Annotated in this window: 24 protein-coding genes, 1 other RNA gene and 1 riboswitch; of the genes, 10 read left to right on the forward strand and 15 right to left on the reverse strand. The window is 63.8% G+C overall.

What is annotated here, in order from left to right:
• Positions 1–3: 3 nt before the first annotated feature.
• From cbiB to AT302_RS19625, 3 genes are all read left to right on the forward strand, one after another.
• Positions 4–984: an adenosylcobinamide-phosphate synthase CbiB gene (gene cbiB, locus AT302_RS19615; protein WP_058375451.1), complete on the forward strand. Its 981-nt coding sequence runs from the start codon at positions 4–6 to the stop codon at positions 982–984.
• Positions 985–1055: 71 nt separating this feature from the next.
• Positions 1056–2075, forward strand: coding sequence for a threonine-phosphate decarboxylase CobD (cobD, locus tag AT302_RS19620; RefSeq protein WP_058379798.1), 1020 nt, complete (start codon positions 1056–1058; stop codon positions 2073–2075).
• Positions 2076–2348: 273 nt separating this feature from the next.
• Positions 2349–2570 carry a hypothetical protein gene (locus AT302_RS19625; RefSeq protein ID WP_058375452.1) on the forward strand — a complete coding sequence of 74 codons (222 nt, stop codon included), beginning with the start codon at positions 2349–2351 and terminating at the stop codon, positions 2568–2570.
• 175 nt (positions 2571–2745) lie between these two features.
• Here AT302_RS19625 and AT302_RS27725 read toward each other — a convergent pair whose 3' ends face one another.
• Positions 2746–2925 carry a hypothetical protein gene (locus AT302_RS27725; protein ID WP_157125837.1) on the reverse strand — a complete coding sequence of 60 codons (180 nt, stop codon included), beginning with the start codon at positions 2923–2925 and terminating at the stop codon, positions 2746–2748.
• Between the two features lie 333 nt (positions 2926–3258).
• Here AT302_RS27725 and AT302_RS19630 point away from each other — a divergent pair, with 333 nt between their 5' ends.
• A complete protein-coding gene (locus AT302_RS19630; protein ID WP_237171971.1) occupies positions 3259–4140 on the forward strand; it encodes a cobalamin-binding protein in 882 nt (293 codons plus the stop codon).
• 4 nt (positions 4141–4144) lie between these two features.
• Here AT302_RS19630 and AT302_RS19635 read toward each other — a convergent pair whose 3' ends face one another.
• The 7 genes from AT302_RS19635 to AT302_RS19665 all read right to left on the reverse strand — a co-directional run bounded on the left by AT302_RS19635 (position 4145) and on the right by AT302_RS19665 (position 11408).
• Positions 4145–4750 carry a histidine phosphatase family protein gene (locus tag AT302_RS19635; protein WP_058375454.1) on the reverse strand — a complete coding sequence of 202 codons (606 nt, stop codon included), beginning with the start codon at positions 4748–4750 and terminating at the stop codon, positions 4145–4147.
• The gene (locus AT302_RS19640) at positions 4741–5616 is read right to left on the reverse strand and encodes an adenosylcobinamide-GDP ribazoletransferase (RefSeq protein WP_084656346.1); all 876 of its coding nucleotides are present in this window, start codon (positions 5614–5616) and stop codon (positions 4741–4743) included. The genes AT302_RS19635 and AT302_RS19640 overlap by 10 nt, the downstream gene beginning before the upstream one ends.
• An 18-nt stretch (positions 5617–5634) precedes the next feature.
• Positions 5635–6723 (reverse strand): nicotinate-nucleotide--dimethylbenzimidazole phosphoribosyltransferase, encoded by a 1089-nt coding sequence (gene cobT, locus AT302_RS19645; protein ID WP_084656347.1) that lies wholly within the window; start codon positions 6721–6723, stop codon positions 5635–5637.
• A gap of 69 nt (positions 6724–6792) precedes the next feature.
• Positions 6793–7452, reverse strand: coding sequence for a cob(I)yrinic acid a,c-diamide adenosyltransferase (gene cobO / locus AT302_RS19650; protein WP_058379801.1), 660 nt, complete (start codon positions 7450–7452; stop codon positions 6793–6795).
• Positions 7453–7548: 96 nt separating this feature from the next.
• Positions 7549–8397: an ABC transporter ATP-binding protein gene (locus tag AT302_RS19655; protein WP_058375455.1), complete on the reverse strand. Its 849-nt coding sequence runs from the start codon at positions 8395–8397 to the stop codon at positions 7549–7551.
• Positions 8394–9389, reverse strand: coding sequence for a FecCD family ABC transporter permease (locus AT302_RS19660; protein WP_058375456.1), 996 nt, complete (start codon positions 9387–9389; stop codon positions 8394–8396). The genes AT302_RS19655 and AT302_RS19660 overlap by 4 nt, the downstream gene beginning before the upstream one ends.
• A gap of 27 nt (positions 9390–9416) precedes the next feature.
• A complete protein-coding gene (locus tag AT302_RS19665; protein ID WP_058375457.1) occupies positions 9417–11408 on the reverse strand; it encodes a TonB-dependent receptor plug domain-containing protein in 1992 nt (663 codons plus the stop codon).
• A 167-nt stretch (positions 11409–11575) separates the two neighbouring features.
• Positions 11576–11827: riboswitch (cobalamin riboswitch) on the reverse strand.
• Between the two features lie 88 nt (positions 11828–11915).
• On the opposite strand from AT302_RS19665, the gene AT302_RS19670 reads away from it, so the two are divergent.
• The 3 genes from AT302_RS19670 to ssrS all read left to right on the forward strand — a co-directional run bounded on the left by AT302_RS19670 (position 11916) and on the right by ssrS (position 12761).
• Positions 11916–12227: a hypothetical protein gene (locus AT302_RS19670; protein WP_058375458.1), complete on the forward strand. Its 312-nt coding sequence runs from the start codon at positions 11916–11918 to the stop codon at positions 12225–12227.
• A complete protein-coding gene (locus tag AT302_RS19675; protein WP_058375459.1) occupies positions 12224–12535 on the forward strand; it encodes a cell division protein ZapA in 312 nt (103 codons plus the stop codon). The genes AT302_RS19670 and AT302_RS19675 overlap by 4 nt, the downstream gene beginning before the upstream one ends.
• Positions 12536–12580: 45 nt before the next feature.
• A non-coding RNA gene (gene ssrS, locus AT302_RS19680) (6S RNA) lies at positions 12581–12761 on the forward strand.
• A 143-nt stretch (positions 12762–12904) separates the two neighbouring features.
• Here ssrS and AT302_RS19685 read toward each other — a convergent pair.
• From AT302_RS19685 to AT302_RS19695, 3 genes are all read right to left on the reverse strand, one after another.
• Complete coding sequence (locus tag AT302_RS19685; protein ID WP_058375460.1) at positions 12905–14686, reverse strand: acyl-CoA dehydrogenase; 1782 nt, start codon at positions 14684–14686, stop codon at positions 12905–12907.
• Positions 14687–14925: 239 nt separating this feature from the next.
• Positions 14926–15858 carry an electron transfer flavoprotein subunit alpha/FixB family protein gene (locus tag AT302_RS19690; RefSeq protein ID WP_058375461.1) on the reverse strand — a complete coding sequence of 311 codons (933 nt, stop codon included), beginning with the start codon at positions 15856–15858 and terminating at the stop codon, positions 14926–14928.
• A 12-nt stretch (positions 15859–15870) separates the two neighbouring features.
• Complete coding sequence (locus AT302_RS19695) at positions 15871–16620, reverse strand: electron transfer flavoprotein subunit beta/FixA family protein (protein ID WP_058375462.1); 750 nt, start codon at positions 16618–16620, stop codon at positions 15871–15873.
• A gap of 398 nt (positions 16621–17018) precedes the next feature.
• Between AT302_RS19695 and AT302_RS19700 the strand changes: the two genes are divergently transcribed.
• Positions 17019–17915: an alpha/beta hydrolase gene (locus tag AT302_RS19700; protein ID WP_058375463.1), complete on the forward strand. Its 897-nt coding sequence runs from the start codon at positions 17019–17021 to the stop codon at positions 17913–17915.
• Positions 17916–18016: 101 nt separating this feature from the next.
• On the forward strand, positions 18017–18790 hold the full coding sequence (locus AT302_RS19705; protein WP_058375464.1) for a ferredoxin--NADP reductase: 774 nt from the start codon (positions 18017–18019) through the stop codon (positions 18788–18790).
• Between the two features lie 29 nt (positions 18791–18819).
• Here AT302_RS19705 and AT302_RS19710 read toward each other — a convergent pair whose 3' ends face one another.
• Together AT302_RS19710 and AT302_RS19715 are read right to left on the reverse strand one after the other, a co-directional pair.
• Positions 18820–19620 (reverse strand): enoyl-CoA hydratase, encoded by an 801-nt coding sequence (locus AT302_RS19710; protein ID WP_058375465.1) that lies wholly within the window; start codon positions 19618–19620, stop codon positions 18820–18822.
• A gap of 185 nt (positions 19621–19805) precedes the next feature.
• Entirely contained in the window at positions 19806–20729 is a 924-nt protein-coding gene (locus AT302_RS19715; protein ID WP_058375466.1) for a histone deacetylase family protein, read from the reverse strand.
• A 531-nt stretch (positions 20730–21260) separates the two neighbouring features.
• Between AT302_RS19715 and mltB the strand changes: the two genes are divergently transcribed.
• On the forward strand, positions 21261–22415 hold the full coding sequence (gene mltB, locus AT302_RS19720; RefSeq protein ID WP_084656631.1) for a lytic murein transglycosylase B: 1155 nt from the start codon (positions 21261–21263) through the stop codon (positions 22413–22415).
• Between the two features lie 114 nt (positions 22416–22529).
• On the opposite strand, the gene cysM is transcribed toward mltB, so the two are convergent.
• Both cysM and AT302_RS19730 read right to left on the reverse strand, forming a co-directional pair.
• A complete protein-coding gene (gene cysM, locus AT302_RS19725; protein WP_058375468.1) occupies positions 22530–23432 on the reverse strand; it encodes a cysteine synthase CysM in 903 nt (300 codons plus the stop codon).
• Positions 23433–23648: 216 nt separating this feature from the next.
• On the reverse strand, positions 23649–24473 hold the full coding sequence (locus AT302_RS19730) for a ComEA family DNA-binding protein (protein WP_058375469.1): 825 nt from the start codon (positions 24471–24473) through the stop codon (positions 23649–23651).
• Positions 24474–24831: the final 358 nt, after the last annotated feature.

The following is a 24831-nucleotide window of genomic DNA, read 5'->3' on the forward strand; positions in this document are numbered from 1 at the left end:
CGGATGCTCACCGGACTCGCCCCTGAATCTCTCTGGCTCGCCGGCCTCATCGGCGTGCTGCTCGACGCGTGGCTCGGTGAGCCAAAGCGCTGGCATCCGCTGGTCGGCTTCGGCTTCATCGCCAACGGCGTAGAAGCGTGGCTGAACTCGCCCGACATCCGCGACAAGCCCTTCACCGCGATGGTGCGCGGCACGTGGGCGTGGACACTCATGTTGCTCGTGCCCGTCCTCATCACGTGGGCACTGAGCTTCCTGCCCGGCTGGGGCGGCATCCTCTGGCAGGCGCTGGCCCTGTACGCGGCGCTCGGTGCACGCAGCCTGCGCGAACACGTCATGCCCATTGCCCGCGCGTTGCAAGACGGCGACCTCACGCAAGCGCGCGAGCTGACCGCACGCATCGTGTCGCGCGACACCGAAGACGCGAGTGCGTCGGACATCGCACGCGCCGCCGTCGAATCGACACTGGAGAACGGCAACGACGCCATCTTCGGCGCCCTCTTCTGGTTTGCCATTGCCGGGGCGCCCGGCGTCGTGCTGTTTCGCCTGGCCAACACGCTCGACGCCATGTGGGGCTACCGCACCGAACAGTTCCTGTATTTCGGCCGTCCCGCGGCACGCATCGACGATCTGCTTAACTGGATTCCGGCCCGTCTCACGGCGGCGAGCTACGCCATCTTCGGCGACGTGGCCCGCGCCATCGACTGCTGGCGCACACAGGCCAGCGCATGGTCGAGCCCCAATGCCGGGCCCGTCATGGCCGCCGGTGCCGGCAGTCTCGGCGTGCAACTGGGTGGCCCCGCCCGCTATCACGGCGAGTGGGAAACCCGCCCGCCACTGGGGTGCGGCATGGAACCGTCCGCGCAACACATCAAGGCCGCGTGGCGGCTCATTTCACGTTCGATGTGGATGTGGCTCTTGGTGAGCGGTGCGCTCGCGCTGTTCGCCGCATCGCAGGCCGACGCCGCCACCGTGGGGGTGTTGTGAGCGTTTCGGCAACATCTGCAACCGCTGCTTTCGCGCCATCGTCATCCCCTGCCCCTCGCCATGGCGGCAATCTGGGCGAAGCGATTGCCCGCTACGGACGGCCACGCGAAGACTGGCTCGACCTGTCGACCGGCATCAATCCGCTGGGTTATCCGGTGCCGATGCCGCCGCCCGAGGCGTGGCGCGACCTGCCCGACGCCTTCGACGATCTGACCGGCGTTGCCGCCAACTACTACGGCGTGCCCGCGAACACCATCGTGCCCTGTGCCGGGTCGCAGGCGGTCATCCGGGCAATACCGACGCTGTTGCCCCCGGGACGCGTGGCGGTGGCCTCGCTCACTTACAGTGAATATGCACCCGCCTTTGCGCGTGCCGGCCATACGCTCGTACCGTGGATCGGTCCCGAAGCCGGACTCCCGGATGTCGATTACCTCGTCTGGGTGAATCCCGATAATCCGACCACGCGGCACGTCTCGCGCGAAACCTTGTCATCGTGGCAAGCTTCGCTCGCGAGCCGTGGCGGGATGCTGATCGTCGATGAAGCGTTCGCGGATGCGTCGCCTGCGGCGTCGATCACATCGCAGGTCGGGCGGGACGGGCTCGTCGTGTTGCGCTCCGTGGGCAAATTCTTTGGACTGGCGGGGATTCGGGCGGGGTTTGCGCTGTGCCCGCCGACGCTCGGCGCGTCACTGGCGCAGACTCTCGGGGCATGGACGGTCAGCGGCCCCGCGCGTTTTGCGGTGCGCACCGCGTTGCGTGACACTGCGTGGCAAATTGCCGCACGTGAGCGCTTGCAGCGCGACGGCGAGCGGCTTCTCGCGCTGTTACGCCGCCATGGCTGGCCAGCGCTGGGCACACCGCTGTTCGCATGGACCCCGCATCCGCTGACCCCCGTCTGGCATGAAACGCTGGCCGCACAAGGCATCTGGACGCGTCTGTTCGATGCGCGTCCTGTCGTACTGCCCGCGCCGGATGCCGCCCTCGCAACGGCCGACATCCAGTGCCTGCCCAGCCTCCGATTGGGCCTTCCTGCGGACGAATCCGGCTGGCAGCGCCTCGCCGCCGGGCTGGCCGAATTGCCGGTGTCCTGAATTTTCTGGGAACTGCCGTGCCCGGCGGGTATCAAATTTCCCCGTTATGCTTCTGAACGGACGTGCCCTTCCCGTTCAACCGACGGCGCACGGCCTCACGGGCACCATCAGTGCCATCGGCGCCTTACGCCGTATTAAACGACGTGCGTTTGCCGCCGTTTTCGTTACAAATTGAAGCATTTCTGCAACAAATGCACACAGCCTTCGCCTCAGGGCGCCGTTAGACTGAGGGTTCTTTCGCAAGGGCTTTCCCTATATCAAAAGGACGACCAAATGAAAAAACTTCCGCTGTTGCTCGCTACGCTCGTAACCGCCACCGTCGTGATGGTGGGTTGCTCGAAGAAGGACGATCAAACCGCCGCCCCGGCCGCCGACACGTCGGCATCGGCACCGGCAGCTGCCCCGGCCGATAGCGCCCCGGCCAGCGATGCAGGCGCCGCCATGGCACCGGCTTCGGATGCAGGCGCTGCCGCCCCGGCTCCGGCTTCCAACTAACGCTTCACAGCGCTGCCGCGGGCTTCGATCGGGCATCCGATCGATCCTGCGGTGCGCTGAAACGACTACGCCCCCTGAACTCACATGAGTTCAGGGGGCGTAGTCGTTTACATCGTTATGACGTTACGTCGTTACATCGTTATGGCGTTTTGTCGCCGGGTCGCGACGATCCGACTTACTTGACGATGGTCACACCGCCATCGATGACACCGTAGGCTTCCACCTTGCCCGTACCGCTGCCGCTGCGGGCCGACGAACTCGAATCGCCCGTGCCGCTACCGGTATTGGCGCAAGCGCCGAGCATGACCGTCAGCGCCACCATCAGCGCACTCAACATCCCGAAATTTCGTTTCACGTCTTCTGACTCCTTGGCTCGCCCGGGCCTGATGCCGGGCACGTTACGCATCGTTCGACCGCAACCCGGTGACGTCAGTTCGCCACGGGCGCATCTTACCGTGCCTGCCGTCAGCGTGAGGGCCATGCGTCGCCGTCCTTGCAGCAACAAGGCAACCCGTCGAAAATGGCGAGGCTTTGTCGTCCTCACGGTCGGCACTCCGCCTTGCTCTGCTCCCCATCACCCCTTTCCGCCTCCTACCGCCGGTCAATGTCGCTCACTCTTCCGCCTGCCTCCCGTCGCCGCGCACACCATGCCGCCGCTGTTTTTTCGACTGTGCTTTCGACCGCTGTTTTGGCGTTCGGCTTCGCCGCAAGCGCGCATGCCGCCATCTCTGTGAAGGACGACACCGGCGCCACCGTCACGCTGACGGCCCCTGCACAGCGCATCGTGAGTCTGGCACCGCACGCGACAGAGTTGCTATTTGCTGCCGGTGCAGGCGACCGCGTAGTCGGTGCCGTGGCCTACTCCGATTACCCCGAAGCGGCCAAGCGCATTACCCGCGTGGGTGACAACAGCGCCCTCGATCTCGAACGCATTCTCGCGCTCAAGCCGGACCTGCTGGTGGTGTGGATGCATGGCAATTCGCAGCGGCAAGTCGAAGCACTGCGTCAGTTGAAGTTGCCCGTGTTCTATTCGGAACCCAAGCATTTGACCGACCTGCCCGACGCCATCGAGCGTCTGGGTGCGCTCACTGGCACCCCCGCAAAGGCGCAGGCGGCCGCCAACGCGTTCCGCGCGCGCTATGAGGCGCTACGCACGCAATACTCCTCGCGCGCGCCGGTGTCGGTGTTCTATCAAGTGTGGACGCAGCCGCTGATGACGCTCAACGGCACGCATATGGTCAGCGACGTGATTCGTCTGTGTGGCGGCGTCAACATCTTCGCCGACGAGCCCGCGCTGGTGCCGCGCGTGTCGATCGAGGCCGTGCTCGCCAAACGGCCGGAGGCGATGTTCACGGCCACACCCGGTGCGACAAAGTCGGACAAGCCGCTCGCGACGCTCGACAGCTGGCGCAAGTGGACGCAATTGCCTGCCGTGGCGAACAACAATCTCTTCGGCATCGACGGCGATCTGATCAACCGCCCCGGCCCGCGCATTCTCGACGGCGCCCGCACGATGTGCGAAGACCTCGATATCGCGCGTCAACGACGCACGCAGGCGCACGCGCAGTAATCGCTCAGGCGTTCCAGCGAACCAGCCGTGCGTGTCCGTCGCCGCTGAAGTGCAACTCACAAGCGGCACCGAAGCCGAGTGCCCACGACAGGCACGCAGCGGTCGGCAGGCGTAGCGCCGTCGCCGTGTGCAGCCGAATCGGTCCGGCGTGCGTCACGGCGATGTGCACGCCTCGTGCGGAGTGCGCCGTCGTGGCAACCAGCGCCGCCCTCGCCCATGCGTCCATCCGCACCACGACATCGCGAGCCGACTCGCCACCGGGTGGCGCAAAGCCTGCGACATCGTGTGCCCAGTCATCGAGTTGCACGCGATCGATGGAGTCCCAGCGCTGCATTTCCCACTCGCCGAAGTGCATCTCCGACAAGCGGGCATCCTCAGTCACCGGCAAACCCAACGATTCGGCAATCACGTTCGCTGCGCGGCGGGCGCGTTGCAAAGGGCTGCTATGGACAGCGACGGGCACGCGGCCATCGAGCCAAGTCGCGACGTTCTCCCGCATAGCCGCTACATACGCATCGAACTGCGCCGCGTCGACCGGCAGATCGGTCTGCCCGTAGCAGGTGCCCGGGGCAACGTCGGGCGGCGGATGCCGCAGCAGAATCAGATCCATGCGCACACCGTCAGATACAGCGCGAGTTCGCCGATCTGTTGTGCGAAGCCCAACGTATCGCCGGTGTAACCGCCCAGCCGTCGGCGCAGATACCGGATGAACGCAGCGCGCAGCACGATCAACACCACCACGCCGGTCGCGCCAGCGCGCCAATCCGGCCAGAATGCCCACGGCACGCTGCACGCCACGCCGAACAGCAAACCCTCGAGACTCAGACGTTGTGCGACCGGCTTCGCCTTGCCCTGTGCACGCACATAGTCGAGCGCGCGCAACAGACTGATCGCCATGCAGCGGCTTGCCGCGTGCGCCCCGATCAGCACGACCGCAAAGCCACTCCAGCCGAATGCCGTTTGCACGTCGACCAGCGCCTGCCATTTGATCGCGAGCGCCAACCAGAGGGCAACCGCCCCATAGGTGCCGATGCGCGAGTCGTGCATGATCTCCAGCACGCGCTCTCGTTCGAACGCACCGCCGAAGGCATCGACCGAATCGGCAAGACCGTCTTCATGAAACGCGCCGGTCAGCAGCACGCTCACCGCAAGCCCCAGCGCAATCGCCAGACGCGGTGACCAGAGCATGCCCATCGCCACCGTCAACAACGCCACGAGCACGCCGACGAACACCCCGACCATCGGGAAGTAGCGTGTTGCCGCGTTCAGTTGCGCGGGCGAATAGCCCACCCACGAGGGGATCGGCACGCGCGTGAAATAGCCGAGTGCCGTCAGGAACAGCCGCAGTTGCTGCTTGCCCCATCCGTCATGCGCATCCGGGCCGGGCACTGCCGGCACGACCGCGTGCGACGCCGTCGCCTCGCCGGGAAGCGGTGCGGGATTCTCGTCAGACGGATCGGGGCGAGATATCGTCATGTCGTCGTCATGTCGTCGTCATGCTGCCGGTGTGTCGCGATCGCTCACGCCTGCGCCTTCGAACGTAGCCATCTCGCGCAGGAACGCCGCAGCCGCCTGAATCAGCGGCATGGCCAGCGCCGCGCCGGTGCCCTCGCCCAATCGCAGCCCCAGTTGCAGCAGCGGCTTTGCACCCAGTGCATCGAGCATGGCGCGATGACCGGCTTCGTCCGACGCGTGCGCAAAAATGCAGTAATCGAGGACTGCCGGGGCGAGACGCGCAGCCACGAGCAACGCCGACGTGCTGATGAAACCGTCGACCACAACGACGAGGCCCAGTTTGGCCGCCGCCAGATACGCGCCGGTCATCATTGCGATCTCGAAGCCGCCGAACGTCGCGAGCACGTCGAGCGGATCGACGTCACCGCTCAACGGATGGGCGTCGAGCGCCAGCGCCAGCACCGCCGTCTTGCGCGCCAGTCCTGCATCGTCCACGCCGGTGCCACGTCCCACGCAGGCAGCCAGCGGCAAACCGGTCAGACGCTGCATCACACAGGCCGCTGCCGAGGTGTTGCCGATGCCCATTTCGCCAAAGCCGATCATGCGCGTGCCACGCTGCGCATGAGCGACCACGCGCGCGGCACCGGCAGCGAGCGCCGCTTCGAGCTGCTCGCGCGACATGGCCGGGCGTTCGAGAAAATTCTGCGTGCCGCGCGCGACGGGAATATCCACCAGCGAGGCATGCGCCGGGAAGTCGGCCGCCACGCCCGCGTTGATCACTTCCATCTCGATCTGATTGGCACGGCAGAACACATTGATCGCCGCGCCACCTCGCAGAAAGTTGAGCACCATCTGCGCCGTGACCGCCTGCGGATACGGGCTCACGCCCGACGCCACGATGCCGTGATCGCCCGCGAACACCAGCATGGCCGGACGCGCGAGATCAGGCGTCACGCTCTGCTGGATGCGGCCGATTTGCAGCGCGATTCGCTCTAGCGCGCCGAGGCTGCCGGGCGGCTTCGTCTTGATATCGATGGCGTGCTGCAACGCGGCGTCCATGTCGGTGGACGGCGCGGCAACCTCGAACAATTCGGCCAGCAGCGGGCTGTATGCGGTCATTGCGGTCATGCGTGAGACTTCCTGAAACGAAAACGAAAAACGGCGGCGTGCCGGTTGGGTCGAGCCGGGGGACGTCGCTTACATTTCCACGCCGGGCTGCGCGCGAATGCCCTGCGCGAAGGCGTGCTTAACCGGCGTCATGTCGGTCACCGTGTCTGCCGCGTCGACGAGCGCCTGCGGTGCGCCCCGGCCAGTGATCACGACGTGCTGCATCTCCGGGCGCGACTCCAGATCGGCGATCACGGTGTTCACATCGAGATAGCCCAGCTTGAGCGCGATATTGAGTTCATCGAACAACAGCAGGCCGAAGGATGCATCGGCCAGCATGCGGCGCGCCTGCTCCCATGCCGCTTCGGCCTTGGCGATGTCGCGCATGCGGTCTTGCGTATCCCACGTGTAGCCTTCGCCCATCACGTGAAACTCGCATTCTTCCGGGAAACGGCGCAGAAATTTCTCTTCACCGGTCGGGATCGCGCCCTTGATGAACTGCACCACGCCCGTCTTCATGCCGTGGCCCATGGCGCGCACGACCATGCCGAAGCCCGAGCTGGACTTGCCCTTGCCGTTGCCGGTGGTGATGACGAGCACGCCGCAATCGTGTTGCGCCTGCGCAATCTTGCCGTCGATCAGCGCCTTCTTGCGCACCATGCGGGCGCGATGGCGCTCGTTGCGGGCCTCGTCGGCGTTGTTGCCCTCGGGGGTGGCGTTGGGATCGGGTTGTGGCGTTTCAGTCGTCATGAACAGCACCTGTGGAATCTGTGAAATCTGTGGAATCTGTAAAAACGGGCGCGCGGCGCGGTGCCACGCGCGGAAATGATGCGAAAAACCGGCGCCTCAGCCACGGCGGGCGGGCACGAGTGCCTCGTCCTCGCCATCGCGAATCAGGCGCAGCGGGTAACCGAACGCGTCGCTGCAATACTCGGCCGTGAGTACGTCGCGCACGGGGCCCGCGCGCCATGCCCCCCGCCCGTCGAGCAACAACGCATGGGTGGCAAAGCGGCGGGCGAGATTCAGATCGTGGCAGGAAAAGACCACGGCGGCATCGTCACGTGCCGCATGGTCGGCGAGACGTTCGAGGGCATCCATCTGGTGATGCAGATCGAGATGCGAGATCGGTTCGTCGAGCAATAGCAACGGCGTCGCCTGCGCGAGTACTGCCGCCAGCGACACGCGCTGACGCTCACCGCCCGAGAGCGTAGTGACATCGCGCTGCGCAAACGCGTCGAGCCCGACCTGCGCCAGTGCGTCGAGCGCAGCGGCGATATCGTCGTCCGATTCCCATGCGCCCCAACGGCCCTGTGCCAGATACGGATGCCGGCCTGCGAGGACGACCTCGAGCGCCGTCGCGCCGAACGCATCGCGGGTCTGCTGCGGCATGAGCGCGCGCACCTTGGCGAGTGCGCCGACGCGCCACTGCGCGAGTGGTTTGCCCGCGATATCGACGCGGCCGGAGGCGGCAATGGCGTCGTCGCGATGCGGGGTTTCGTCGATGCTGCGCAAGCCGGCGAGCGTGCTGAGCAACGTGGTCTTGCCCGCGCCGTTCGGACCGGCGAGACACCAGCATTCGCCCGGGGAAACGGCAAAGTCGAGCCAGTCCACCAGCATCCGTTCGCCCGCGCGCAGCGTCAGCGCGTGGGTGTGCAGCAGCGGGGTCGGTGCCTTTACCGAAGTCGGGGCACTCATCGAATCACCCGTCGCGAGAGCAGCCAGAGGAACAGCGGCACACCGATGATCGCCGTAATCACGCCGACCGGCAGTTGCGTCGGCGCAATGACGGTGCGTGCGACCAGATCGGCAACCATCAACAGCACGCCACCGGCCAATGCCGCAGCGGGCAGCAGCATTCGCTGGTCGTTACCGAAACGCAGTCGCAGAATATGCGGCACCACGAGGCCGACAAAGCCGATGCTGCCGGCGGTGGTCACCGCCACCGCAGTTGCCAGCGACGCCGCCAGATAGATGCGCGCACGCAGCGGCCCGACCGACACACCGACGGCCTGTGCCACGGCTTCGCCGCGCAGCAGCACGTTCAACCGATGGGCCACCGGGCAGACGATGAGCAGCGTCGCGCCCAGTGCCAGCAACGGCAACGTGGCACGGTCGACGCCATTGAGATCGCCCGTGAGCCAGAACAGCATGCCGCGCAGGCTGGCGTCGGGCGCCAATGTGAGAATCAGCATGGCGAGCGCGCCGAAACCGGCGGCCATCATCACGCCGGTGAGCAGCAGGCGTGCGCTGCTGTCTTGTTCACCGGGACGGAAAAAGCTGCGGTGCGAGAGCGCCATCACGAGCGCAATAGCCGCCAGTGCACCGAAGAAGGCGCTCGTCTGCACCCAGAAGAAAGGCAGCATCAGCGCAAGCGAGGCCAGTGCCGCGACGGCCGCACCGCCGGAGATACCGAGCACGTAGGGGTCGGCCAGCGGATTGCGCAGCAGCGTCTGCATGAGCGCGCCCGACACCGCCAGTAATCCGCCGCAGGCAAAAGCGGCCAGCGCACGTGGCAGGCGCAGACGCCAGACCACGTCGCCGGCCAGCCCGACGTCGTGGCCGAGGATCAGACCGCCGATCTCACGTAGCGAGACCGGCACACTGCCCAGCATGAGCGATGCCACGAGCACTGCCAGCGCGAGGCTGGCGAGTGCCGTCCAGATGGCGAGTGCGCGACGCAGCGTCATGCCGCTACGCCCCGCGATGCCGGTGCGTCAGAACTGCTTCCAGCCGAGCGTGACGTAAATCGCGCGCCCGATCGTGTTGTAGGCATAAACCGTCTGGTAGTTTTTGTTGAAGACGTTGTCCAGGTGCGCCGAGACGTACCAGGATTTGTCGATATCGTAACGCGCTTGCAGGTTCACGAGCGTGTACGCACCGAGATGCTGGCCACCGCTGTCGTAACGCTCGCCACTGTAGAACACGTCGCCGCCGACGGTGAACTTGTCGAAGCGCTTGGACAGGCCGACCGAGCCGAACTGCTTGGCACGGCGCGCGAGTTGCTTGTCGGCATCCAGATCGGTCGGGTTCTGACGCGTGAACGAGGCCCGCACGTCAACGCCGAAAATCGGACGGCCGGTGTACGTCAGCTCAAGCCCTTCGACACGCGCCTTGGCCACGTTCGAGGCCGTGTACGGAAACACCGTCAGGCCCTGAATCAGGTTCGTGTACTTGGTCTGGAAGCCGGTCAGCTTGACCAGACCCAGACGCTCGCCGCCGTTGAACTGCACGCCGAGTTCCTTCGAGATCGAACGCTCGGGTTGCAGGTTCGGATTGCCGTAGCCCGGGTAGAACAGGTCGTTGAACGTCGGTGCGCGGAAACCGTCCGACGCGTTGGCCATCAACTTCCATTGCGGCGTCAGGTTGTAGCCGTAGCCGACCCAGTAGCTGTTGGCGCCGCCGAAGTCGGAGTACACGTCGCGACGCACGTTGGCCTGCACCTGATGCTTGCCGAAGGTGCCTTCGTAGCCGACGTAGCCCGAATCGACGTGGCGGTTGTTACGGCCATAGTTGGTGCTGCTCTCGACGGTTTGCTCCAGACGGGTGTAGCCGGCGATGAGCTTCTGGTCGGGCATGAAGGCGTATTCGTTACCCCAGTCGATCTGATTGCTCGACGTGTGGAAGTTGCCGTTGCCCTTGCCGTTCAGGTAGTTGTAGCTGTAGTCGTCGCCCTGCGTGACCGAGAAGCGTGTGCTCCACTTGTCGGTGACGTTGCCCTTCGCGTAGCCCGTGATCTGACGCACGCGGGCGTCGGTATCGTTCAGATCGGTGGGCTTGCCGTAGGCGTTGTCGTAGCTGCTGCTGCCGTCGCTCTGGAACAGGCGCGCGCCAACTTCCCACGTGTCGCCGAGCTTTTGCGAGATCGACGCGCTCACGCTCGTGTTGTCGTCACCGTTTCGGTTCGGATTCACATTCTTCGGATAGAAGCGTGGGTCGATGGCCGTGATGCCATTCGTGTGAAAGCGCGACACATCCAGCGAGAAGTTGGTCTTGCCGTCATTGAACGCACCCGCAATACCGGCGTTGGCTTGCGTGGTGTTGTTCGTGCCGTAACCGATTTCCGCGTAGGCACGCGGCGGGCCGCCGTCGCCCTTGCGGGTAAAGATCTGAATCACGCCGCCCACGGCTTGCGAACCATAGAGCGCCGAAACATTGCCGCGCACGATTTCGATGTGGTCAATTTGCGACACCGGAATCTGTGCGATGTTGGTCGTGCCCGTGGTGGCCGAGTTGACCGGCACGCCGTCGATGAGCACGAGCGACGCGTTCGACGCAGCACCGCGCATGAAGATGCTGGCCGACGTGCCGAAGCCGCCGTTCTGCACGATTTCCACGCCGGCCTGACCGCGCAGGAGCGTCGGCAGGTCTTGTGCCTGGCTTTGTTCGATGTCTTCGCGCGTGATCACCGAGGTGGCGGCGAGCGTGTCGGCCAGCTTCTGCTCGGTACGCGAGGCCGTCACGACAGTGGTCTTGAGCTGTGCCGCCGTGGTGTTGTCGCTGGTGGCTGTGTTGGCCGCGACGATGACGGGAGCGGCCGGTGCGGCGGTCGTTTCAGCCGAGGTTGCAGCAGCGGCCGGCGTGGCCGACTGGGCGTGCACGGCAAAGCTCAGTGAGGCGGCAAGCGAAGCACAAACGAGGGCGACGGTGCGCGGGGCAGGTGCAAAGGCAGGCGCGTGCGGCGCCATAGCGCGAACGTGGGAGCGCATGATCTGGTGTGACTTCCGTAGTTTTCTTTTTTTGCCTTGACCCGTTCCCCCGCGGGTCGTCAGCGCACGGGGAGCGCCGGCGACAGGTCACGGATGCAAGTCGCATGGAATCGCATCGACACATGAAAACGACGGCGAGCCGCCGGCGGCAGCGCCGGGCAGCATGACTTTTCCCCACTCGCTTGGCCGGTATCCGGGCTGGTCATCGTCGCGCCTGACCAGCCTTCCCACAAGCGAAACACTTGCAGTGGCGATTGAGGCGAGGTGCGTTTTCGGAAACCTTTATGGCCGAAATGATGACTTACCGTTGCGGGGGCAGCACAGGTTGGCCAGCCCGTGTGGGGGCGCGGCTCCCTGTTTCCCGTTTAACTGCGCATGCCGGGGGGCGTGCGCGAGCACCGAAGCGCCGCAAGTGTAGGGGTCAATCGGACGAGCGTCAATGCTCGTTCATCGGGCATTGGCCGCCGATTCCGTTAGAATGTAGGGCAATTAAGAGGACGCAGCCCGATGCTCACCGATCTCGACAATCTCACTGACAAAATCGAACAGTTGGTTGTAATAAGCCAACGTTTTCATCAACACAATCAGGCACTGCTAAGTGAGCTTGAGCGCACACGCGCCGAATGCGACGATACCCGCGCCGCGATTGAACAATTACGCGCCGAGCGCGACGCCCTGCGTTTGCAGCGCGATCAGCTCGCCGCCAAGATCGACGAGGCTCAGGTTCGCCTGAATGCCATTCTGGAAAAGCTTCCGTCGCAAAACCCTGCTGAGGGTCAGATGGATCTGCTCGGTACCCCCGGTGGAGAACACGCATGACGATCAAGCAGCTCGAAGTTCATATTCTGGAACAGTCTTACCGTCTCGCGTGCCCGCCGGAACACGAGGCCGATCTGCTCTCCGCCGTCTCGCGCGTCGATGCCGAAATGAGCAAGGTTCGTGCACAAAGCAGCGTGCGCGGCACCGACCGGATTGCCGTCATGGCAGCGTTGAGCCTGGCATCCGAATTGCTTGCACTGGAAAAAAGTATTGCTGCTGGACAATCTTTCCCCGCTGAAGAAATTCAGAGTAGAATGCAACGCATGAACGATCGATTAAGCGCTGTGATCGACCAGTATCAAAGCTGAGTCAACGTAGAAATTCACAGGCTGTCGCGCGATTCAAAAGGTTAGTTTTCCCTGCCTGGTTTGCGAAAGTCATAGATTCCTTGAACCAATGCTTTTTGCAGGTTGCGGAAGTTTGTAGTGCTGGCGTGAGCGTCACTCTGTCTGATGAACCCAAAGCGCTACTAACCGCGACCACCTTGAACCTCCCGGTTCAGGATGCCGGCTTAGCGGCTGTGGCGGGGACCCAATACACGGCACTGCGTTCGCGCAGTGCCGTTTTTTTCGCTCGATGATTGTCGTGCGATGAATGTGTCGTGCGATGACGGCAAAAAGAAAGGCGGCCCGCAGGCCGCCTTTTTTATTGCTCGCTACTGACGCTAAAGCTACCGCTCAGAACTGCGCTTCACTCAGCGACAGCGCCGAATCTGCGCCCTCGGTGATCGACTGTGCCAGTCCCGGTGCTTGCGTCAGGATGTGGTCGGCAAAGAAACGTGCGGTGCCGATCTTGGCACCGAAGAACGCCGGATCTTCCGCACGACGCGCCTGCGCTGCCAGCAACGCGCGGCCCATCTGCCAGCCACCCAGCACGATCCCCGCCAGCTTCAGGTACGGCACGCTGCCGGCAAACACGGCATTCGCGTTGTCTTGCGTGTTCGCGATGACGTAATCGACCACGATCGACAACGCTTCACGGCCCTTGGCCAGACGCTCGGCCACGCTCGTCGCCACGCCGCCTGCGGCGCGCAATTCGTTTTCGGTGGCCGCCACCTGCTCGAACAGCGAACGGGCCACGGCGCCGCCATCACGCAGCGTCTTGCGACCGATCAGGTCGTTGGCCTGAATGGCCGTCGTGCCTTCGTAAATCGGCAGAATCCGTGCGTCGCGATAGTACTGTGCAGCGCCCGTTTCTTCGATGAAGCCCATGCCGCCATGCACCTGCACGCCGAGGCTCGTGACGTCGAGCGACATCTCCGTGCTCCAGCCCTTCACGATCGGCACCAGAAACTCGTAGACGGCCTGTGCGCGCTTGCGCTCGCCCGCATCGGCGGCATTGTGTCCGATGTCAGCCTGCGCCGCCGCGACATACGCCAGCGCACGCGCCCCTTCGGTGAGCGCGCGCATCGTCATGAGCATGCGCTTCACATCCGGGTGATGAATGATCGCGACCGCATCGCGCGACGAACCATCGACCGGACGGCTCTGCAAACGATCACGGGCATACGCCACCGCATGCTGATAGGCGCGCTCGGCGACCGCGACCCCTTGCATGCCCACGGCGAAACGCGCGGCGTTCATCATGATGAACATGTACTCGAGACCGCGATTCTCTTCGCCGATCAGGTAGCCCGTTGCGCCACCGTTGTCACCGAATTGCAGCACGGCGGTCGGGCTCGCCTTGATGCCGAGCTTGTGTTCGATCGACACGCAGTGCACGTCGTTACGCGTGCCGAGCTTGCCCTCGGCATCGACGTTGAACTTCGGCACGATAAACAGCGAGATGCCCTTCACGCCCGGCGGCGCATCGGGCGTGCGGGCCAGCACGAGGTGCACGATGTTCTCGGCCATGTCGTGTTCGCCGAACGTGATGAAGATCTTCGTGCCGAAAATCTTGTACGTACCGTCGCCTGCGCGGTCGGCACGTGTGCGTACCAGCGCGAGATCGGAGCCCGCCTGCGGCTCGGTCAGATTCATCGTGCCGGTCCATTCGCCAGAGAGCAGCTTGGGAACGTAGAGCGCGCGTTGTGCATCGCTGCCTGCCGTGAGCAGCGCTTCGACAGCACCGTCGGTCAGCAACGGGCACAGGGCGAACGAGAGGTTCGCCGCATTGAGCATTTCGGTGCAGGGCGTGGCCACCAGTTTCGGCAGGCCTTGGCCGCCGAATTCCTGCGGGTGCAGCACCCCTTGCCAACCGGCTTCGGAGAACTGCTTGAAGGCTTCCTTGAAACCCGGCGTCGTGGTGACGACACCGTCTTTCCATGTGCTCGGCTGCTGATCGCCGATGACGTTCAGCGGCGCGAGCACTTCCTGGTTAAAACGTGCGGCTTCTTCGAGCACGGCCTGTGCGATTTCGGGCGAGGCATCCTCGTAGCCCGGCAGCGCGGCAATACTCGACAGGTCCGCCAGCTCGTTCATCACGAACTGCATGTCCTTGATCGGGGCCTGATAACTCATGTCATTCCTCCAGGGGATTCCGTTTGCCTGCGGATGGTGGCGAATGCCGGGATTCTTGTTTTTTATTGTCTTGTGTCTGACCGATTCATATGAGGACGCACCATGTTGCCCGCCTCCTCATGTGAATCGGCTGCGAAGCCAGTCTCTCGACCCGCTCCGCAGCGCGATGACTGCGCCACCTTGTGAGTGGCCTTATCTAACGTATCGGATGTATCCGACGTATCTGCTTGTCCAGCGGCTTACAGCGCGCTCACCAGTTCCGGCACAACGGTGAACAGATCGCCCACCAGACCGTAATCCGCCACCGAGAAGATCGGCGCTTCCGGATCCTTGTTGATCGCCACGATCACCTTCGAATCCTTCATCCCGGCCAAGTGCTGAATCGCGCCCGAGATGCCCACCGCCACATACAACTGCGGTGCCACGATCTTGCCCGTCTGACCGACCTGATAGTCGTTCGGCACGTAACCGGCATCCACTGCCGCGCGCGAAGCGCCCAGTGCCGCACCCAGCTTGTCGGCCAGCGGCTCCAGCACCTTCGTGTAGTTCTCGCCCGAGCCCAGACCACGGCCACCCGAGACGATGATCTTCGCGCTCGTGAGTTCCGGACGGTCCAGCTTCGTCACTTCACGGCCCACGAATTGCGACAGACCGGCGTCCGGCGTAGCAGCGATGGTCTCCACTGCGGCGCTGCCACCGGTAGCGGCTGCCGGGTCGAAGCCCGTCGAGCGCACGGTGATCACCTTCACCTTGTCGGCGCTTTGCACCGTCGCAATCGCGTTACCCGCGTAGATCGGACGCTCGAACGTGTCGGCGCTGTCGACCTTCGTGATATCCGAGATTTGGGCGACGTCCAGCAGTGCGGCCACGCGCGGGGCAATGTTCTTGCCGTAGGCGGTCGCCGTTGCGAGGATGTGCGAATAGTTACCTGCGATCGACACCACCTCGTCGGCGATGTTTTCCGCCAGACCGTCGGCGAAGTAAGGTGCATCAGCGAGCAGCACCTTCTTCACACCCGCGATTTGTGCGGCAGCGTCAGCAGCGGCCTTGGCATTGCTGCCAGCGACCAGCACGTGAACGTCGTCACCGCATTGCAGTGCGGCAGCGACCGTGTTCAGCGTCGCCGCTTTGATCGATTGATTATCGTGTTCGGCAATTACCAGAATGCTCATCTCGTCGTCTCCTTACAGGACCTTGGCTTCGGTCTTCAGTTTGTCGACGAGCGTTGCCACGTCCGCCACCTTCACCCCTGCGCTGCGCTTGGGCGGCTCGGCCACCTTCAGCGTCTTCAGACGCGGCGCCACATCCACCCCCAGATCGGCAGGCTTGACCGTCTCGAGCGGCTTCTTCTTCGCCTTCATGATGTTGGGCAGCGTCACATAACGCGGCTCATTCAGGCGCAAATCGGTCGTGATGACCGCCGGCAGCGACAGCGAGATCGTTTCCAGACCGCCGTCCACTTCGCGCGTGACCTGTGCGCGGTTATCCGCCACGGTCACCTTCGAAGCAAACGTCGCCTGCGGCAGCTTCGCGAGTGCCGCGAGCATCTGGCCGGTTTGGTTCGAGTCGTCGTCGATGGCCTGCTTGCCCAGGATCACCAGTTGCGGCTGCTCCTTGTCGACCACGGCCTTGAGCAACTTGGCCACGGCCAGCGGTTGCAGTTCTTCGTCCGATTCGATCAGGATCGCGCGATCCGCACCGATCGCCAGCGCCGTACGCAGCGTCTCTTGCGATTGCGCCACACCCGCGGACACCGCAATCACTTCCGTCGCCACGCCCGCTTCCTTCAGACGCACCGCCTCTTCCACCGCGATTTCGTCGAACGGATTCATCGACATCTTCACGTTCGCAATGTCGACGCCACTGCCGTCGCTCTTCACGCGAACCTTTACGTTGTAATCCACTACCCGTTTGACCGGTACAAGGATCTTCATGAACTCGCTCCAAAGTTACGTTTACGTCAATCCGCTGCCATTATAACCACAGGGTTACTGACGCATTTATTGCATATTTATGGCATTTTGTGGCAACAGCCTAATGCACCCTCTGGATGTGCCACGCATGCGCGATCCTCGCGATAGCGTTGCCGGAACTGCGGTGGCACTTGCCGATACGCCATCACTGCCCCGAACGATCGTGCTATTTTTATGCAAATCGTGACGCTCAACCAGTGTCTTCGTGGTGCATTTCCTCTAGAGAAATCCACCCGTCGCACAGACGCCTATGATCGAATGGCGCACCCGGAATTCAGACTGTCACACGCATGACGGCCCGCCGGGGATCCATTCGGAATTCGGTGACAAGCGCCCTGCCGCCGGGCGAGGAGGAAGACATGACCACGCATTCGGAATCGCGTCTGAAGGCCAGCGACGGCCTCGATCTGCACGTGCAGAGCTGGCGCCCGGACAACACAGGCACCACGGGTACGCCGCTGCGCGCGGTGGTCGCCATCGTGCACGGCATGGGCGAACACGGCGGGCGTTACGCGCGGCTCGCCGAGCACTTCGCCTCGCATCAGATCGCCACCATCACGTACGATCTTCGGGGACACGGCCGCTCGGCTGGCGCACGCGTCTTCGTCAATCACTTCGACGAATATCTCGACGACACCGAGATTTTCCTCACCCACGTGCGCCACACCTTCGGACAAGTGCCGCTGTTCGTGCTCGGCCACAGTATGGGCGGCGCCATTGCCGCGCTCTACACGATCACACGAGCGCCCGCCCATGTGCGCGGGCTGATTCTGAGCAGCCCCGCCCTTGCGCCGGGGGAACCCGTTGCCCCGTGGCTCGCCAAGGCCGGGCGCTGGGTGTCACGCTGGTTGCCGAAGGTGCCGGTCTTCAAGATCGATCCGGCGATGATTTCGCGCGACAAGTCGGTGGTCGACGCGGCCAAGCAAGATCCGTTGAACGCCTATCGCGGCACCCCGGCACGCACCGCCGCCGAATTGCTCGACGCGATGGCGCGTATTCACGCCAACGCCGATGCGCTGCATCTGCCGCTGTACGTCTTTCACGGCACCGCGGACAAACTCACCGCGCCGTGGGCCAGCGAGCAGTTTCATGACAACGCGGGCTCGCAGGACAAGACGCTGCATCTCTACAAGGGCCACTTTCACGAAACGCTCAACGATCTCGACCGCGAGAAAGTCATCGGCGATCTCACACAGTGGATGTTGCAGCACCTGCCGGTCGCGAAAACGCCCGAGCCGGCCCACGATAGCGTCTGAGCTCGCTGGCCCTGCGATCCCAACACGGGAGCAGGGTCTCACCCCGATAGGCCGCGCTGCGCGTTACACTGGGTTCGTACGAATTCGCGAGGAGCCCCGGCATGCAAGCGCAGACGAAATACTCGCCGCAAACCGTCACCGGCGTGCACTTCTGGACGCCGACGATCTTCAGCATCAAGACCACACGGCCGCCCGGCCTGCAATTTGCGCCCGGGCAGTTCGTTCGGCTCGGCCTGCCCGGCGATGACGGACAACTGATCTGGCGCGCGTATTCTTTCGTGAATTCGCCTGCCGAAGATACGTTGGAGTTCTACGTAATCACGATTCCCGAGGGGCTGCTGACGCCACGCATGGCGAAGCTCAAGGTCGGCGATGAGATGCTCGTCGATCACTCCGCCTACGGTTTTCTCACGCTCGATCGATTCACCGGTGGCGACGACCTCTGGCTGCTCGCCACGGGCACGGGCCTCGCGCCGTTCGTGTCGATATTGCGCGATCCGGCCGTGTGGCAGCGTTTTCAAAAGATCTACGTGGTGCACAGCGTGCGCTGGGAGCGTGATCTCGCCTATTACGAGGAACTGCGCCACTTCTCGCATCCTGACGTGGATCCGGCGCTGGTCGAGAAACTCCACTTCGGTGTTTGCGTGACGCGCGAGCAGACGCCCGGTGCGCTTTATGGCCGCATCACGTCATTGCTCGAATCGGGAGAACTGGAAACATCGATGGGCGCGACGCTCGACCCTGCCACGTCGCGCATCATGGTGTGCGGCAATCCGGACATGGTGAAGGAGCTGCGTGCGTGGTTCACGGGCAACGGCTATGCCGTAAGCCGCACGGCAACGCCGGGGCCGCTGGTGCTGGAGAAACAGTGGTAAATCGCCGGTAGCGACAGCGCTATCGTCGCCTATGACTTCGCCCAACCCGGTGCGCGCTTTTCGATAAAGGCCTGTACGCCTTCGAGCGCGCTATCGTCCATCATGTTGCACGCCATCGTCTGGCCGGCCATCTGGTAGGCCGCTTCGATGCCCGTCTCCAGTTGCCGGTAGAACAGGCCCTTGCCGGCGGCGACTGCCGCCGCAGGCTTCGCGAGTATCGAAGCACATAGCGCCGCCACTTCCGTGTCGAGCTGCTCCATCGGCACCACGCGATTGATGAGGCCACGTTCACGCGCGGTTTCGGCGTCGATGAAATCGCCCGTCAGCAGCATCTCCATCGCTTGCTTGCGCGACAGATTGCGCGAGAGCGCCACGCCCGGTGTCGCGCAGAACAATCCCACGTTAATGCCGGACACCGCGAAGCGTGCCACCGACGCTGACACCGCCAGATCGCACATCGCCACCAACTGACACCCTGCCGCCGTCGCTATGCCATGCACGCGTGCGATAACGGGCTGCGGCATGCGCTGCATGGTCATCATCACGCGGGTGCATTGATTGAACAGTCGACGGTAGTAGTCGAGCGACGGCTCGGCGCGCATCTCCTTGAGATCGTGCCCGGCGCAGAACGCCGCCCCCGCTGCGGCCAATACGACAACACGCGCGCTGTCGTCGTTCGCGATGGCATCGAGTGCGTGTTGCAGCGCATCGAGCATCGCTTCGGACAGGGCATTGAACTGGCGCGGACGATTCAACGTGAGCGTCACGACGCCTGCAAGGTCACCTTCACCGCGCGTGGTGAGAACCAGCGATTCGTCAGTGGCGCTCATGATCGTCTCCTGTGCCACGTCATGCCGCGCGGCATCGAATAGGGTGAAGTGCAGGCGCCGCGCGATAAGCCGATCGAAGCAGGCCGCTCGAAGCAGGCCCCTCGAAGCAGGCCCCTCGAAGCAGGCCCCTCGAAGCAGGCCCCTCGAAGCAGGCCCCTCGAAGAAGGCCACTCGAAGAAGGCCGCTCAAACGTCGGCGAGCACCTTCAGATGCGCCACAACGCTGCGGCCAAGTGCCGAGAGGTTGTAGCCGCCTTCGAGACAACTTACGATGCGCCCCTTCGCGTGACGATCGGCAATGACCTTCACGCGTTCGGTCATCCAAGTGAAGTCTGCTTCGGTCAGGCCGAGGTTACCGAGATCGTCTTCCCGATGCGCGTCGAAGCCCGCCGAGAAGAAAATCATTTCGGGACGGAACGCGTCGAGCTGCCCGAGCCAGCCGTAGTCGATGGCCTCGCGCGCGGCCATGCCCGATGTCCGCGCCGAGAGCGGGATATTGAGCATGTTCGGTGCGGGGTGATCGGCGCCCGAGAACGGATAGAACGGGTGCTGGAAGATGCCGCACATCAGCACGCGATCGTCGTTGGCGAACGCCGCTTCGGTGCCGTTGCCGTGATGCACGTCGAAGTCGACGATGGCCACGCGCGACAGTCCGTGCACTTCCAGCGCATGAGCCGCCGCAATCGCCACGTTGTTGAACAGGCAGAAACCCATGGCGCGCGTCGGCGTCGCGTGATGGCCCGGCGGGCGCACGCTACAGAACGCGTTGTCCAGTTCGCCGCGAATGACCGCATCGGTTGCCGCCACCGCCGCCCCTGCCGCGCGCGTGGCAGCACGCCACGAATACGGATTGAGCAATGTGTCGGGATCGATGGGGAAATAACCCGTTTCAGGGATATTGTCGCGGATGAAGTCGATGTGATCTTGCGTGTGCACGAGTCGCAGGCTGGCCTCATCGGCCGCTGGCGCTTCACGGCGCTCGAGCAAGCCGTCGATGCGCCCGGCGATCAGTTGATCCTCGATGGCGCGCAGCCGCTCGGGACATTCCGGATGCCACTCGCCCATCTCGTGACGGACGCAATCGGGGTGCGTATAAAACCCGGTAGCCATTCGATGTGTCGCGTTCGTATCGTTATATTGGAACGAGGCGGGGGATACCCGCCGCGCCGTAGTCTCCACGTCCGGTAGCGGCCGGGCAAGGAGCCTGGCGAGCGTGAGCCGGATTGCACGGGTCTTCATTGGCAAACACTGGCAAACGCCTGCCTATGGCGGACATCCCCCATGAGCCTGTCACTGACAGTGCACAGGCCTAAAGGTATCACAGGTGCACTCGGTTATACTGCCTGCAGTCTCTTTCCAGCAGACCCGTGTCAGTTGGCGAGGGCCGTTCGTAGTGCAATATGCGAGACGGCCGGAACCGACACGAATGACCGACGCTCTAGACGTAACCGCTAGACGAAACGCTCACGCGACACCGCCGGCCCACGCCGGCATGTCGCATTCGGACTTCATACAGGCCTGACAGACAGCATGACATCACCGGTACGGATGCAAGACTCTCTCGCGCCGGCGCAATCGCGCCTCGCCCAACGACCGGACAACGGCCGCACCTCCTACGACGCCCAGCCACTCGCGCGCTCAATGCGCGCGCTGGGAACGACCTTAATCACCACCTTAAGCACCACCTTAGGCACCACCTTAGGCACCGCGTTGTGCGTCGGCGTATTTGCCGTGACGACGCTGGGCGCGTCCAGCGTGCACGCGCAGACATCGCGCCCCAAGCAGGTCGCACAGCAATCGACAGAATTCGAGGAAGAAGTGGTGCCGCAACGCTACGCGGCCAACCCCGACGTCGACGCGTTCATCAACGACGTGGTCGCGCGCGACGGTTTCAATCGCGCCGAATTGCAGAAGATTTTCTCGCGTGTGGTGTTCTCACAAACCGCAGCACGTCTCGCGGCCCCGCCCGCCACGCCGGGACAGAAGAACTGGATCAACTACGAGAAGCGTTTTCTCGATAACACGCGCATCAACGGCGGCGTGCGGTTCTGGAATCAGAACGCCGACACGCTCGCCCGTGCGGCGAAGCAGTACGGCGTGCCGGAAGAGATCATCGTGGCCATCATCGGCGTTGAGACGATCTACGGCCGCAACATGGGCAACTTCCGCACCATCGACGCGCTCACCACGCTCGCGTTCGACTACCCGCCCGCGCGCAATCGTTCGGAGCGCATGGCGCTCTTCCGTAACGAACTCGAGAACCTGTTGCTGTACGCACGCGAGCGCGCCGTCGATCCTTTCAGCATCTATGGCTCGTATGCGGGCGCCATCGGCATTCCGCAATTCATGCCCTCGTCGATCCGCAACTATGCGGTGGACTACACCGGCGACGGCAAGATCAACCTGACGACCGACGTTGCAGACGCCATCGGCAGTGTCGCCAACTTCCTCAAGCAACACGGTTGGCAATCGGGTCAGCCGATCGTGTGGAATATCGCGAACGACCGGGGCAGTCAGGGGCTGGCGGAAGCCGGTGCCGACGGTCAACCCGAGCCGCACTGGAAGCTCAGCGACTTCATCAAGGCCGGTATGCTGATGAACGAGCCGCGCCTCGATGTGGGCGCGAAGCTCGACACGCCGGTACTGATCGTCGATCTGCCGACACCGGGTCAGGCAACGCAGTACCGCATGGGCTTGAACAACTTCTACGTGCTCACGCGCTATAACCGCAGCTTCTTCTATGCGATGTCGGTGTATGACCTCGCCGATGCGATCAAGGCGGCACGCGCGCCGTGACAGGTCACAGGCCGTCGTCATGCGGCGGCTTGAACAGCACCAACGAAAACGGGACCGCGAGGTCCCGTTTCTTCATTCTCAAGCTGTCGTGCGTGCACTCACGCAACTACGCGATCACGCCGGGAACACACCCGTCGACAGATAGCGGTCGCCACGATCGCAGACCACGAACACGATGGTCGCGTTCTCGACTTCGTGCGCCAAGTTCAGCGCAATCTGGCAGGCACCTGCGGCCGAAATACCGCAGAAAATGCCTTCTTCAGCGGCGAGGCGGCGCGCCATGATCTCGGACTCGGCCTGCGTCACCGATATCGTGCGATCCACGCGAGCGCGATCGAAAATCTTCGGCAGATACGCCTCCGGCCACTTGCGAATGCCCGGAATACGCGAACCTTCGGCAGGCTCGGCACCGATGATTTGCACCGCGTCGTTCTGTTCCTTCAGATACTGCGACACGCCCATAATCGTGCCCGTGGTGCCCATGGCCGACACGAAGTGCGTGATGCGGCCTTCGGTATCGCGCCAGATCTCCGGGCCGGTGCTTTCGTAGTGCGCGAGCGGATTGTCCGGGTTGGCGAACTGGTCGAGGATCGTGCCCCGGCCGTCGCGTTGCATCTGCTCGGCGAGGTCGCGCGCGTATTCCATACCGCCCTTCACGGGGGTCAGGATAATCTCGGCGCCGTACGCACCCATGCTCTGGCGACGCTCGATCGAAAGATCTTCCGGCATGATCAGCACCATCTTGTAGCCACGGATGGCGGCCGCCATGGCCAGCGCGATGCCTGTATTGCCCGAGGTCGCTTCGATCAGCGTGTCGCCCGGTTTGATACGCCCGCGCTGCTCGGCGCGCTTGATCATCGAGAGTGCCGGGCGGTCCTTCACCGAGCCGGCCGGGTTGTTGCCTTCGAGCTTGCCGAGAATCACGTTGTTGCGGCGGCGGATTTCGTCGTCGGGCAAACGCACCAATTGCACCAGCGGCGTATTGCCGATGGTGTCTTCGATAGTCTTATAGGCCATTGCGCTAAGCTTTTTCGGTCGGGAATCGAAACATTCTAATCCACCGGCCATGTCCGCGCTCAGGGTAAGGGCTTAGCGGGAATCGGTTACGCAATGCGAGGGGGAAAGCGAAAGGCCGATCCGGGCGTGGTATTGCCCGGATCGGCCTTCAATATTGGTGACCTGCCGTTGTTCCCGATTGAGCAAGAACAAGTGCCGGATCACTGCATCACTGCATCACGCTTTGGGTGCGCTCGCTGCCGCCGGTGCCTTGGCCTTCTTAGATTTGCTGGGCTTGGCCGGTGCAGCGTCGGTCGAAGCACCCGGTGCCGAGGCTGCCGACGGCGCAGCGGCTGCGGTTGCCTTCGATTTGCTCGACTTCGTCGCCTTGGCCGCATCGGCTGCCGGTGCGGCAGCGCCGGCCGCAGAAGCGCCGGCCGGTGCGGCGGCAGCATCCTTGGCTTTCTTAGACTTCGACGACTTGGTCTTGGCCGTCGAGTCAGTCGCGGAGGCGGCGGCCGCGCCCGTTGCTGCCGCTGCCGGTGCCGCCGTCGGGGCGGGGTTCGCCGTCATGGCCGGTCCGGGCGACGTGGACTTCATCGCGGTGCCGGGGGCCGGTGCAGGTTGCATAGTCGTCGACGGCGCAGGCTTCATGGTCGTGGCAGGGGCCGGGGCTGCGGGTGCCTGTGCGGTGGCTGGCGCGGGCTTGGCAGGGGCGGCAGGCGCCGGTGCCTGAGCCGCAGGGGTCGCGGGGGCAGTTGCGGGCTTGGTTGCCGCCACCGGGGCAGCACCGCCGCCCTGCCCGTTGATGGTCATGCCTTCAGTTTGCAGCGTCGAGACCGACTTGGCGCCGAGTCCTTTGACGCGCTTGGCGACATCGGCGGCGTCTTTATAAGGGCCGTGCGCGTTGCGCTCGTCGATGATGGCCTTGGACTTGACCGGGCCGATGCCTTTGAGAGATTCGAGTGTCGCCTGATCGGCGGTGTTGATGTCGACGGCGGCCATGGCCAGGCCGCACAGGGCAAAAAAGGTAACAACTGCCAGCAAGAGCTTGCGGAGCATGGTGCAATCCTTTTTGAGACAGTCGGCAACTTGCCGCGTCCAACGTCCGGCGCCATGCGCGACGTTGGGAAAAACGGCGTGGCTCGACGAACCAGACCGGCGATGGCGAGCGGATCGTGATGTCCTCCCGGCCACCTCCTCCCTTTGCTGCCCGCTCCCGAGTTCCGGTGTTCCGGTGTTCCGGTGCTCCGGTGCTCCGGTCAGGCAGCCCTACGCGCCCTTCTCCATCCTTGCGTAGTCAGAACCCGTCCACTCTCTGGCCGATGCGCCCTTACCCGGGCGCACGCCGGAAAATGATACGTATAACGAGGTTAACGCACCCGAACGCTTCCGGATGACATCCGGCGTCAGGTGGCGC

The sequence above is a fragment of the Pandoraea norimbergensis genome (genome assembly GCF_001465545.3).
Lineage (GTDB): Bacteria > Pseudomonadota > Gammaproteobacteria > Burkholderiales > Burkholderiaceae > Pandoraea > Pandoraea norimbergensis.